Origin of the sequence: Brevibacillus sp. MER 51, assembly GCF_023714195.1 — a bacterium.
Classification (GTDB): Bacteria; Bacillota; Bacilli; order Brevibacillales; family Brevibacillaceae; genus Brevibacillus.
On the sequence record NZ_JAMAUS010000005.1, the window covers coordinates 340,582 to 352,855 of the forward strand.

Sequence of the window (12,274 nt, forward strand, 5' to 3'; positions counted from 1 at the left end):
CTCCCTTACAGCTGACGTAGCTCCTGCTTGATCTCTGTCTTGGAACGAGTTTTTTCATCGATTTGCTTGATCACACGTGCAGGCGTTCCCGCAACTACTACGTATGGAGGTACATCTTCAATGACGACAGCGCCTGCTGCAACGACAGCACCTTTTCCTACGCGTACACCTTCCAGAATGACTGCATTTGCTCCGATGACAACATCATCTTCGACAACAACTGGCTGTGCAGACGGCGGCTCGATAACGCCCGCGATAACCGATCCCGCACCGATGTGGCAGTTTTTCCCGATAGTTCCACGTCCACCTACTACAACATTCATGTCGATCATTGTACCTTCACCGATAACTGCACCGATGTTAATGGAAGCACCCATCATGATGACCGCGTTGTTACCAATTGTCACTTGGTCACGGATAATTGCGCCTGGCTCAATACGCGCTTGAATCCCTTTTGTATCCAGCAATGGAATGGCGGAGTTGCGACGGTCACTCTCTACTACATAATCTTCAATTTTGTCTGCGTTAGCAGCGAGCACTGGCTCAATCTCTTTCCACTCACCAAAAACAACACCAGTAGGACCAGTAATGAAAGCTTTGGAGCTCGCACCGAAGTCGATTCCCTCCAGGTTCCCTTTCACATATACTTTCACGGGTGTTTTCTTTTCGCTTTTTTGGATAAACGCGATAATTTCGTTGGCATCCATCATATTCATTGTTACATCCTCCTCAAAATAACAGCATGGTAAATCAAAAAAAGCAATGAGTGCATTCGCTATCTCATTGCTCTTGATACTACAGAAGCAAATCATAAATAGCGCTCCACAAAAAGACGTAAGGTCCCTTGTGACAGGATGTTCATTTTTCATGAGACACCCCAGCCTGTGCTACGTAGGGGCATAGCATAAGCTTCGGCGCTTTAGCCTTTCTTCCTTCTCCTGCCCCCTGGCAGATTGCGAAAAGACTTACTCTTCTTCGGCGCACCTCTATTTAGAGTACATTATTATAATTTTATTTAACTCTACCAAAATCAATGAAACGTGGCAATAAGAAAAAAGTTATTGACAACGATTCTCATTTTCATTATTTTATTTATTGAGAATGATACTCATTATCCAATTGGAGGGTTTACGTTTTATGAGCATTTTGATGGTTTACGCGAGCATGACAGGGAATACACAGGAAATTGCTGAAGCAATTGCAGAAGGTATTCGTTCCACTGGTGCTGAGCTGGAGATAAAAGAAGTGATGGATGCAAACGCAAAAGAACTCGAGGCTTACGACGGAATCTTGCTTGGCGCCTACACATGGGGCGACGGCGAACTCCCAGATGAATGCATGGATTTTTATGAGGAAATGGACGATATTGACCTTAGCGGGAAAAAGGTTGTTGCTTTTGGCTCTTGCGACTCCGCTTATGAGCATGTCGGTGCAGCAGTTGATATTTTGCTGAAAAAGGCGAGCGAACGGGGAGCAGAAACACCAATGGAAGGATTGAAAATCGAGCTTTCTCCTACTGCAAAAGAAGTGGAAACTTGCAAAGCATTTGGGGTATCGTTTGCTGAATTGCTCGGATAATCGTTGTTTCCCAAATAGTCTGGCACATGCTATACTATCAATCCAACTTTTTCAGGAGGATTGATCTCATGACACTACATACGGACGAGATTCTCTTACGGCCTCTCCACCAACAAGACGCAGCCGAGCTCCTAGAGCTTCGGCTGCGCAATCATGACTTTCTCCAACCATTTGAACCGATCCGCCCCGCTTCATTTCTGACCCTCCCAGTACAGCAAGAACAGATTTCACAAGCGCAGAATGATTTTGAACGTGGCACTGCCTATGCTTTCGGCGTATTCTCCCGGGAATCCGGAAAGATGATTGGACGTATTGCGTTGTCAAATGTGGCACGCGGCGCATGGCAAAATGCAACGATTGGTTACTTCATGGATCAGGCGTGCAATGGCAAAGGCTATACGACATTAGCCGTAAATCTTGCCCTTCGCTTTGCTTTCACGGATGCTGGGCTACACAGGGTACAAGCGGCTGTAATGCCTCGCAACCAAGCATCCATTCGTGTCTTGGAAAAAAACCGTTTTCGCCAGGAAGGCCTTTCGTTACGCTATTTGCAAATTAACGGCGTATGGGAGGACCATCTTATCTACGCTCTTACAGCTGAGGAGTGGTCTTTGTAATCTCCCCACTCTTTTCGCTATCGCGCAGCCGCTCCAGGATGCGCCGTTTGCGGTACAGCATCATCCCCGCTTCGGCGACATCCTGTACGGTTGAGCGATTCAAATACGCCCCGAACAAAATACCCGCAATGGGCACCATTTGAAATAACTTTTTCCACCCAAAGTTTTCTGTGTACGTTACCACGACTTCACGCCATCCCTGCAATTGCGCCATTACCTCTCTCTGGGCAGTTGGGTCATCAAAGCGGGAGAGCTCAGCGAGTATCGCTTTTTTCCCTACGATGTCCGATGAAGCAAACTGCAGGCATTTGACGACAAACAGCCGCTCCTTCTTCTCTTCCGGTCGATAGCCATAGGCAAGCGCCATCTCTTGCAAAACTTTTAGGGATGTCCCCATCAATAACGGGATATCGATCGCAAGGGTAAATATCCCCCCGAAGCCAGTCGTCGCACCTTGTACCGTGGCAAAATTCGCACGTGAATCCTTTAACTCCATGGCGACTTCATTCATGATCGTAAGCGGAACAGCGGCTATCTCCTCCTTGCCAATAACAGAAGTGCCCTGTCCCTCTAACCGTTTGCCAAACCGCTTGTATATCGGTTCATCCTGCACCAAATAAGTTCCACCTGTTTCAAGAAAGGCTGCCATTTCATCTACGGCTTTTCCCAGCTTCTCCTGAACGAATGCAGGCGTAATCCGATCCAACAAAACAAAAGGAAGTCTGCCAAGCTTTTCCCAGAACCACAAGTCGTTCTGGTCCTTCTCCCAAGCCTCCACTTCGTGTAATGCCGTAACCAATGTCTCCTTAGACTCTTTCAACACCAATAACCTCCCTGGCTGCTCACTCAGATTCTCCTCGCTTCCACTGACATTGGTTGCGCAAGATGGACTTGATATAGTCCCGCAACTCTTCTGACGTGGCGTGACAGACGAACTCTCTTTTATGTCTTACGATCCCCAGCTTCAAATGTTTCACTTGCTCTCCTTCGATCCGAAAGCCGAACTTTTCCAGGATTGCCTTCTGCTCATTTGTCACAGGACTTCCTCCCCTTGTAGTCGAAAACCCCCATGCCAAATTGCAAGGGGGTCTTCTTACCTACTTCACTTCAATTGTCATCGTCAATGTTTCATTACGCTCATTTTCATCGGTTTTCTTGGTGTGCTTTCTTTTGGAGTTGATAACTGTGCAGGTTTTATTGGTGAGCGTATTCGTTACCTTGATCTTGTATTCCCCAGGCTTATCCGTATCGATATACCTTTTCAAATTCAGTGATTCAAGTCCCTCACCATCGTCGCCATCACCTTTGCTTGGCTTGATGCTGGCGATCTCTTCCTCACCATAAAAGATCTCGATCCGATTTTCTGAGGAAATGGTACCGTTACTGTGCTTCCGATTGGCACCAATACCAATTTCTCCATGTTTCCATTCAAATTTCGGCATATAGTAGGACTTCTTTTCGCTCTTATCCCTGATCTTTTTGGATCCGACAAGCTCAGCATGAGTAGCGATCAGTCTTAAGTCTTCCCATTCTTCGAGATTATCGCCTGCATTCACGGTAATCTTTTGTCCGTCCCGGTATTCCTTGCCGCTCTCGCTTCGAAGAAAAAGTGGCGAACTTGGCGGAGTTACACCTGTATCATCCGGCTCACATGACGGATACGACTTGATTGGAGGTGAATCTTCTATGACTTGAACGTAGCCGCACCATACCTGCGACGGGTCTCTTTTGCTATAGTAGTTGACTTTGTAGCGACCTGGCTTGTAACCGGACAACAACAATGCCGTGTGATCCCAACTCAATTTGCTCTCGTCGGCAATGACATTATCGATCGCCCATACACCCGGCCCTTCATCATCATCCGCTTCACTTCCATATTTGATGTGTTCGGCAGCAGTTGCCAGCCAGATCACATGAACAGGATTTTGATACAGCTTGATTGTATTATCAGAGGAATACAGGTTCATCTTTTCTACCGTTGGTGTTGATTGTTCGTTCTGCTGCATCAACACATCCATCGTGACATTTCCATTAGCAGGGCCGCAGGCATTAGGTGCACCTGGTATTTGTATTTGAACCGTTGTTGCCGAAGTATCGCCCCACATAGACGATGTCTCTTTTTGCCCCGAAACAGGCTCAAAGGTAACAGCGATTGTGATTCCGGCCAGTCTCTCAGGAATGTCCACCTCAAAGTGCTGCGCGTCTGTCAAGGTTTGTCCGGTTCCGTTCACCGACCATCTTCCTGGGATTGGCGAATACAATGGAACCTTCCCTGGTGCTGCTGGAGCTGTTATTTTCTGATCTTGCGTGAGCTTTTGACCACTTGCATCTGTCCCCATGTACAGCTCTGCAACGCCTACTTGAATCATCGTCATCCAAGGTGACATGGTAGTATCATCAGGAACAAAGAGGAGCTCGTACTGCCCCGTCAACAATGTCCCCGTCGAAAATATGGTTTCTTGAACAGACCTCATTTCTGTATTCGTGGACTTATTTGTTAATTTCCATGTGCCCGGTACAGAACTAGTAAAGTCGTGTGAACCCATCATTCCAAAAATCGCCGTTTGCCCGCCACTTGGTACTGGTTCTCCCTCTGCCTTTTCCCCATTAAATATGCTCGGGTAATTTTGGGCCTCTACCAGAAATCGCACATGCAACGTGCTGCTCTTCCCTTTGGCATCCGTCACAATAAAGGTCAAGGTATGCGAGCCGGCAGATAGCTTTTGTGCTGGAATGGTAAACCGAGGAACTTGCCATTTGAAAGAGGTCTGGGACGAGGTAGTTTCGGCTTGATACTCCGATAATTCTACGCCATCCAATAAAACTTGCTTCCGATTGAGGTTAGTGCCAGTTCCATAAGTAGTCTGTATCACGTCAATATCAAGTGGTGTCTCGGGAGGAAGAATAAACTCATCATTCTTCACCCAGTTCCAACCATTTGAATCCAATCCTGCAACCTGATAATCGTTAAAGATAACCATATCGTGAACAGGCTGCTGCCGGAGTGGCTTAGATACTTGGCTGTTTTTTTTCATGGATGCTGTTGCCCCGGCCCCCATGGCTGGCGGTACTGACACACCTGACAAAAAGGTGCCCGTTGCCATACACACTAGAAGTGCTTTTACAACCCATTTTTTCACGAATTGTCCTCCTATTTCTTCCTTTCAATTTTTCAACTGTGTTCATTCGACAAAAACAGCGAAATATCCTTTACAATCACAGAGCTTTTTCACGGCACGGATATAGTTAAAAACTATCAAGTTTATAATTTATATAGATTTGACTTATATCCCTCCAGTCGGTCAAAATGGATGAAAGGGAGGGGATTCGGATGGTTCAAACCAATCAATGGAATGCCGGGCTATACGACGCCAAAATGAATTTCGTTTCTGAATACGGCAAAGGTTTAGTGGACTGGCTACAGCCGGCTTCTGGAGAAAACATTCTTGACTTAGGCTGTGGAACAGGGGACCTGTGTGCTCGACTATCGCTTGCAGGAGTTAATGTGACAGGAATCGACTTTTCTGCCGCCATGATTGAGGCTGCTCGTCAAAAATATCCGCAGTTTGCCTTTGAAGTAGCCGATGCACATACGTATCGTACAGATGTCAGCTACGACGCTGTCTTTTCCAATGCCGCACTCCACTGGATGAAACGTCCTGCTGAAGTCATTGAAACCATTTGGTTGGCTCTAGCTCCCGGTGGACGCTTTGTCGCTGAATTTGGAGGGCAGGGAAATTGCGGACAAATCACCAAGGCATTACGGACTGTTTTAGCACGAAGAGGAATATCTGCCGACGAGCGCTCGCCTTGGTATTTTCCCAGCATAGGAGAGTACACGACTCTTTTGGAAAAGCAAGGCTTCCATGTCGTACTTGCCTCCCATTTTGATCGCCCGACAGTCATGGCTGATGGAGACCTGGGGCTGTCACATTGGCTGAATTCTTTTTGCAGTCCTTTTTTCGCGGGACTGTCCTCAAATGAAATTCAGCAAGTATGTAGCGAAGTCACTGACTTACTGCGTCCTGCTCTGTTTCAAGAGGGACACTGGGTGCTCGATTACAAGCGTATTCGCGTCATTGCCCACAAGAAATCAGAGAAGGAAACTCTACATGGGGGAGCTGCACAATGACCCGTATTGGCTGTCTCCATGGACATTATTCGAATATTCCCCTCTTATCAGATGCGTTCGCAGCCTTTGACGTAGAGCTCATTCATTTTGTTGATCCAGGTTTACTCCTGCAGAACGAAGGAACCTCTGTCCATACCAAGGAACAATCAAATGCCAAATTACGTGAGCAACTAAACTGGATGCGAAACTGCGGGGTCGATGCAATCGTGATCACATGCACGCAGTATGCTGCACTGGTAACACCAGAAGATGAAGCAACTGCCACTGTTCCACTCTTCACAATCGATGGACCTTTTTTTCATGAGCTTGCACGGCATACTGAGCCACAAGTTCTGCTGTTCTCCAATCCCGCTACTGTTCAACCTACGATGGAGCGTCTCGTGAAACACGCCCATTCTCACAACCTTCATCCAGAGATACAAGTATCTCTCGTCGAAAATGCTTTTGCCCTGCTCATGGAAAACAAGCAAGAAGCTTACAGAGAAGCGATAAAAGACGCCCTGTATCAGCTCCGCCAAACGTTTCCAGACCAACCTATTGCATTGGCACAGCTCTCCATGGCCCCTGTTGCTGATCAATTTGCAAAGGAAAATGACTGTACAATTTCCCATCCTTTACATAGTTTGACGTCGCTAATGTCCGTAGCGTTACAATTGCGTTCAAGCCGTTGAAAAGGGAATGCGTGTAAAAAACAGCCCCGTTTGCTTAGGTCTTTGGCCAGTGGCAACGGGGCTGTCGCATAAACACGAATTCAATTGGCTTTTACATGCCTTCGGAATTGGTCACCAGAACCTCTTCTCCCTCATTCAAGCCGCCTTTGATTTCAATAAAATCATATCCTTCAATCCCGATTTCTACGTCTTTCGGCATTGGATCTCCGGTGCTCGGATCTTTCACCATTACCGTTCCCTGACCTGGTCCCAGAATTTCAACTGCATTGCTTGGCAAGCGCAGGACATTCTGTGCTTGGGCGACGATAATATCGTTGTCTCCCGTCATTCCATGCTTAAAATCAGCCTTGTCTAGCAATTCCACTTTTACCGCGAAACGAACTTCCTTGTCTTCTTTTTTTCCTTCTTTCGGGAGCTCTACGACTTTGCCTTTAAACGGCTCGGTACCGAATGCATACACGTAAACATCGACATTTTGTCCGATTTTAATCGCGGGGATATCAAGCTCTCCAACGGCTGCCATAAAGTAAACAGAAGACGTGTCCATAATAATGGCTGCAGGCTCTGATCCTGGCGCTTCGCCTTCTTTTACGCCTAGCTTGGTGATTACACCGCTAATTGGCGCCGTTACTTGGTTCTTCGCAATTTCACGCTTTTTCTGCTCCATGTTCAATAAGGAACTTTTTAGCGCCAGTTCTTTTTCCATCAGCTCCATACCGGACGCTTCCATATCCATCTTGAACAGTTGTTGCCCTACTTTGACTACATCGTCCTTTTTGACGTCGATCTTGCCGATTTTTCCGTACGTACCAGCCAAGATTTCTATTTCATCCGGCAGCTGGAATTCCTTCTGATTTCGGCTTACATATAAGAGGCCCTTATCATCCGTGTACTGTACCTCACCCTTGTCTCCGACATAAATGGCCCCAGGCTTCTTGACCAATACCTCGACATTGTGAATTCCGCCAGCACCTTCTACTTTTTCACCTATTCTATCCACTTCTGTGACAACACCATCCACAAAATACATGGAAGTCGGAATGAATACCTTCACTTTTTGTCCTACACTGAATCGTTCAGACTCATAGGAGGTAAATTGTCCAATAATTTTCAAATAGTCGGTATTAGCCAGCTTGACTACCACCTGTTCCGGTCTTACATCTTGTCCTTCTTCCACAAGAACCTCAACCACTTTTCCTTCTTTTGTAGCCGTGATCTTGTCTTTCTTTTGCTTAATTTCATTTAACTCTTTTTTCGCCTTTAAAATGTCCAGCTCCAGCTTTTGAATTTCCAGTTGTGCATCCGAGCTGTCTATCGTGAACAAAACATCGCCTTTTTTTACGGACTGCCCTTCTTTCACTAGCACACGTTGCACCTTGCCGCTGAGCTCTGGCTTGACTTCCTCACGGGCCTTCGCTTCCACTGTACCTGCTGAGTTGATTGTCTTCTTGACGTCACCTCGTTCCACGACCGCTGTCGGGAAGTTCGGTTTTTCTTCCGGCTTTTCTTCTGTAACCTCTTCGCCCTTGAAGTATGAGTAGCCGTAATAGCTGCCTCCTCCAAGAACGGCCACGACCGTGGCGATAATGATCCATTTTTTCTTGTTCATCTTACGTTCCTCACATTTCATCACTTATTCAGATCGAATCGCTTGCAGCGCACTTAAACGAGACGCGCGGATCGCCGGGAAGATTCCCGCCAACACCCCAATAATAAAGGAGAAGCCAATCGCAAAGAGTGCCAGCCACCCCGGAATTACTGCCAATTTTGTTGGCTCAGCCTCTGGATCACCACCGCCGCCGTAGCCCATGTTGAGACTATCCAAGAGACCGCCAGACGCTCCAAAGTAATTCACCAGCTCAACCGCTCCCCATGCCATTCCGAGACCAGCCAGTCCACCAATTAAGCCAATAAAACCTGACTCCATTAAGAACAGCCAACGAATATTCAACACAGTGGCCCCGATTACTTTCATGATACCAATCTCTTTGGTTCGCTCTAAAATTGACATGATCATCGTATTGACGATTCCAATGGTTGCGACGAGCAAGGAGATTGCAGCAATTCCTCCGAGGACCATCTGAATCACGAAGAAGAAGTTATTGATGGTTTCCAGCTCACGTGCTGGCGACCATACTTCAAAGCCCTTTTCCTTCAACGCTTTGACTACACCCTCGACCTTTTCACGAGACTCTACCTTGACAGTAATTCTGTCAAATTCAAAGGTTTCCTTTTTGGCTTTATCGCGTGAACGGCGAGATGCTCCCTCTTCGACTTCGTCACCTCGACTGCGCGTGACCCACTCATTTAGCTCTTTCACTACATTAATCGGTACATAAACCGCGGCTGACGAGTTACGTTCTTCCGATTTCTTTAATTGACCGACAACCTTTACACGCAATTCTTTTTTCTCGTATTTTGGTTCATCGTCGATGCGATATTCGCGTGACAAGATGAGAGTCCCTGCTCTGTCTACGAGATTGAAGGTCAGTGCTTCTCCGCCCCCTATATCAGGAGGTGGCATCTGAGACATTTCATGCCGTCCAGCTCCGGCCTTTCTTCGCCGTTCCTCGCGCTTTTCCTTTTCTACGTCGCGCAATTCTCTGGATACATCGAAAGCGACCACTATCTCTTGTGGCGCCCCTGTCAGATAGGTTCCTTTTTCAATGTCATTTTTGCGATAGGCAGCCGACTCATTCACATCCACCCCAATAAGCTGAACGTAGCCTTCTCGTCTACCTACCTTAAGCTTCGCTTGCTCTCGTAATTCTTTTATCGGCATAACCGCCTGAATGCCAGGAATCTTTTTTAATTCCTGCACCGCTTGCATATTCAGCTTCTTGACCTTATCCTCTGGAACATCGATCCATTCACCATTTTCCTCGTACCAACGCAATGGCTCGACGTCCATCTCTGTCAAGTTCCCGAAGTTCTCCAAGCTTTTTACCGCACTTTCCTTAAGCCCTAAACTAAGCGCCATCATTGCGACGATTGCAGCCGTCCCGATCATGACACCAACCGATGTGAGGGCTGTCCGCAGCTTCATTCGCCACAGATTCCTCCAGACAATGCGAAAAGAATCCATTACCTTCACTGTTTGTTCACCTCATACCCTCGCCTACGCTGGTCTTGTCCTTTTTTGTACAACCCGTCCGTCCTGGAGATAAATGACGCGGTCGGACTGTTCCGCTACTTCCTGCTCATGGGTAACGATGATGAACGTAGTCCCATTTTCCTTGTTCATTTCTCTCATTAATAGGAGAATCTCCTGTTCTGTCTTCGAATCCAGGTTCCCCGTCGGCTCATCCGCCAAGATAATGCCAGGCTGATTGACGAGTGCTCTGGCAATACTGACACGCTGCTGCTGTCCACCACTAAGCTCATTGGGTCTGTGGTCGATACGACCTTCCAGCCCCACGCGGTGTAAGATTTCTGTTGCTTTCTCCCGACGTTTTTTCTTGCTTTCGCCTGCAAAAATCAGTGGAAGCTCTACGTTTTCCAACGCTGTCAGATTCGGAAGCAGATTGTATGACTGGAAGATAAATCCCATATTTTTACGGCGAAACAGGCATAGTTCGTTTTCGCTGTAGCTGGAAATCTCTGCTCCGCTAACCATGACACTCCCTTCCTCCGGCTTGGTCAAACCTGCAAGCAAATTCAAGAGCGTAGATTTGCCAGAACCCGATGAGCCGCACAGGGCCACGAATTCTCCCTTGTTGATATGAAGGTTGATATCATACAGCACGGGCACTTTGATTTTTCCCGTTCCGTAGCTGTGATTGACCCCTGTCACCGTCAGCTCTCCTGTTGAATTGACCATCGTTTGTCGCACCTCATTCGTTCTTTCAAAATGGAAACTTTCGTAAACATCACATACTAAAGACGTAACATTTCGCAAAACGTAACGCTTCTTTCGGAAACATTTTACGATTTACGTAAACAACCATATTTTCTTCAAAAATATGTAACAGCTATGTAACCTTTTGCAGCCGGCTACGTATTACAATGTAGATGTCAACAAACCATGGAGGGTCGAAGAAGATGACTATCTATCGCTTTTTATTTGAAACAGCAACACGCAGATGGGTTGAAATCATCAAGGCACCCAGTATGTTTGAGGCAGCAAAGCAAGCCAAACAGCTTGCAACCAAGCGTTCCAAGTCCATGTCCACTACCATCAGCTTCTCTTTTCACCACGCTGCTTCTCAAGCATAAATGCACACATACATAAACCGCTTGCCCGCTACGGGAGGCGGTTTTTATATTTTGGGGATATTATTGACAGCACCGATTTCTTCCTCTTTAATATAGAGAGAGGCATTACAGTGCATGACAGTACAGATCCGCTTCGATTGTGCAGCGGTATACAAAGGGAGATAATCACAAATGACCATGAAGAAAGCACTCACCATTGCAGGTTCCGACACCAGCGGCGGAGCTGGTCAGCAAGCAGACCTCAAAACGTTTCAGGAGCTTGGTGTTTTCGGGATGACCGCCCTCACCGTTATCGTAGCCCAAGATCCACATAACGAATGGTTCCACGAAGTGTTTCCGATCGATGTTGCGATTCTGGAAAAACAAATCGAAACCGTACTCGCAGGAATTGGCGTAGATGCTGTAAAAACAGGGATGCTCGGAACCACTGAACTGGTTGACCTCGCTACCCGTAAAATAAAAGAATACGATTTGAAAAATGTTGTCGTGGACCCTGTGATGATCTGTAAGGGTGCAGATGAAGCACTCCATCCAGAAATTGCAGTCAGCCTGCGTGAAGTCTTGCTCCCGCACGCGACAGTTGCTACTCCTAACCTGTTCGAAGCAGGTATTCTCAGCCAAATGGGCGCATTGAAAAGTGTCGATGACATGAAGGAAGCGGCGAAGCGCATCCACGACTTCGGCACCTCTTATGTCGTTGTAAAAGGCGGCAGCAAGCTTCAAAGCGGAAATGCCGTAGATGTTTTCTATGACGGGAAAACGATTGAGGTAATGGAATCAGAGCGCTTTGAGACGAGCTTTACTCATGGTGCCGGCTGCACGTTCTCCGCTGCGATCTGTGCGGAATTGGCAAAAGGAAGCTCTGTACACAACGCAGTAGCTGTTGCCAAAGAATTTATTACCGAAGCGATTCGCCACTCGTTTGCACTCAATAAATATGTGGGACCTACTAATCACGGTGCATACCGCATGAAAAAGCACGGCGAAGCGATTTGCTAATTACTTCTTAGTAAACAAAAACTCCTGACCAAATCCGAGTCTTTCTCGGCGGGTCAGGAGTT

Annotated in this window: 13 protein-coding genes and 1 riboswitch; of the genes, 6 read left to right on the forward strand and 7 right to left on the reverse strand. The window is 47.0% G+C overall.

Annotated elements, in window-relative coordinates; all coding sequences use genetic code 11:
• Positions 1 to 5: 5 nt before the first annotated feature.
• The gene (gene dapD / locus M3630_RS13810; RefSeq protein ID WP_007723196.1) at positions 6 to 716 is read right to left on the reverse strand and encodes a 2,3,4,5-tetrahydropyridine-2,6-dicarboxylate N-acetyltransferase; all 711 of its coding nucleotides are present in this window, start codon (positions 714 to 716) and stop codon (positions 6 to 8) included.
• 91 nt (positions 717 to 807) lie between these two features.
• A riboswitch (Lysine riboswitch) is annotated at positions 808 to 997 on the reverse strand.
• Positions 998 to 1,137: 140 nt separating this feature from the next.
• On the opposite strand from dapD, the gene M3630_RS13815 reads away from it, so the two are divergent.
• Both M3630_RS13815 and M3630_RS13820 read left to right on the forward strand, forming a co-directional pair.
• A complete protein-coding gene (locus tag M3630_RS13815) occupies positions 1,138 to 1,578 on the forward strand; it encodes a flavodoxin (RefSeq protein WP_173608254.1) in 441 nt (146 codons plus the stop codon).
• A gap of 68 nt (positions 1,579 to 1,646) precedes the next feature.
• The gene (locus M3630_RS13820) at positions 1,647 to 2,195 is read left to right on the forward strand and encodes a GNAT family N-acetyltransferase (RefSeq protein ID WP_173608255.1); all 549 of its coding nucleotides are present in this window, start codon (positions 1,647 to 1,649) and stop codon (positions 2,193 to 2,195) included.
• Here the strand turns inward: M3630_RS13820 and M3630_RS13825 are convergent.
• The 3 genes from M3630_RS13825 to M3630_RS13835 are packed head-to-tail and all read right to left on the reverse strand — an operon-like array spanning position 2,170 to position 5,335.
• Complete coding sequence (locus M3630_RS13825) at positions 2,170 to 3,015, reverse strand: EcsC family protein (RefSeq protein ID WP_251252460.1); 846 nt, start codon at positions 3,013 to 3,015, stop codon at positions 2,170 to 2,172. The genes M3630_RS13820 and M3630_RS13825 overlap by 26 nt on opposite strands.
• A gap of 22 nt (positions 3,016 to 3,037) precedes the next feature.
• Positions 3,038 to 3,232: a hypothetical protein gene (locus M3630_RS13830; RefSeq protein WP_251252461.1), complete on the reverse strand. Its 195-nt coding sequence runs from the start codon at positions 3,230 to 3,232 to the stop codon at positions 3,038 to 3,040.
• Positions 3,233 to 3,292: 60 nt separating this feature from the next.
• Complete coding sequence (locus tag M3630_RS13835; RefSeq protein WP_251252462.1) at positions 3,293 to 5,335, reverse strand: hypothetical protein; 2,043 nt, start codon at positions 5,333 to 5,335, stop codon at positions 3,293 to 3,295.
• Positions 5,336 to 5,526: 191 nt separating this feature from the next.
• Here M3630_RS13835 and M3630_RS13840 point away from each other — a divergent pair, with 191 nt between their 5' ends.
• Positions 5,527 to 6,327 (forward strand): class I SAM-dependent methyltransferase, encoded by an 801-nt coding sequence (locus tag M3630_RS13840; RefSeq protein WP_251252463.1) that lies wholly within the window; start codon positions 5,527 to 5,529, stop codon positions 6,325 to 6,327.
• The gene (locus tag M3630_RS13845) at positions 6,324 to 6,998 is read left to right on the forward strand and encodes a type 1 periplasmic-binding domain-containing protein (protein ID WP_251252464.1); all 675 of its coding nucleotides are present in this window, start codon (positions 6,324 to 6,326) and stop codon (positions 6,996 to 6,998) included. Before M3630_RS13840 ends, M3630_RS13845 begins: the two co-directional genes overlap by 4 nt.
• A gap of 91 nt (positions 6,999 to 7,089) precedes the next feature.
• On the opposite strand, the gene M3630_RS13850 is transcribed toward M3630_RS13845, so the two are convergent.
• The 3 genes from M3630_RS13850 to M3630_RS13860 are packed head-to-tail and all read right to left on the reverse strand — an operon-like array spanning position 7,090 to position 10,818.
• Positions 7,090 to 8,607 carry an efflux RND transporter periplasmic adaptor subunit gene (locus M3630_RS13850; protein WP_173608261.1) on the reverse strand — a complete coding sequence of 506 codons (1,518 nt, stop codon included), beginning with the start codon at positions 8,605 to 8,607 and terminating at the stop codon, positions 7,090 to 7,092.
• Between the two features lie 24 nt (positions 8,608 to 8,631).
• On the reverse strand, positions 8,632 to 10,092 hold the full coding sequence (locus M3630_RS13855; protein WP_173608262.1) for an ABC transporter permease: 1,461 nt from the start codon (positions 10,090 to 10,092) through the stop codon (positions 8,632 to 8,634).
• A 24-nt stretch (positions 10,093 to 10,116) separates the two neighbouring features.
• Positions 10,117 to 10,818, reverse strand: coding sequence for an ABC transporter ATP-binding protein (locus tag M3630_RS13860; protein WP_173608263.1), 702 nt, complete (start codon positions 10,816 to 10,818; stop codon positions 10,117 to 10,119).
• Between the two features lie 221 nt (positions 10,819 to 11,039).
• Here M3630_RS13860 and M3630_RS13865 point away from each other — a divergent pair, with 221 nt between their 5' ends.
• Together M3630_RS13865 and pdxK are read left to right on the forward strand one after the other, a co-directional pair.
• On the forward strand, positions 11,040 to 11,213 hold the full coding sequence (locus M3630_RS13865) for a hypothetical protein (protein WP_007723176.1): 174 nt from the start codon (positions 11,040 to 11,042) through the stop codon (positions 11,211 to 11,213).
• Between the two features lie 171 nt (positions 11,214 to 11,384).
• Positions 11,385 to 12,212, forward strand: coding sequence for a pyridoxine/pyridoxal/pyridoxamine kinase (pdxK, locus tag M3630_RS13870; protein ID WP_237898773.1), 828 nt, complete (start codon positions 11,385 to 11,387; stop codon positions 12,210 to 12,212).
• The last annotated feature ends 62 nt before the right edge of the window (positions 12,213 to 12,274 follow it).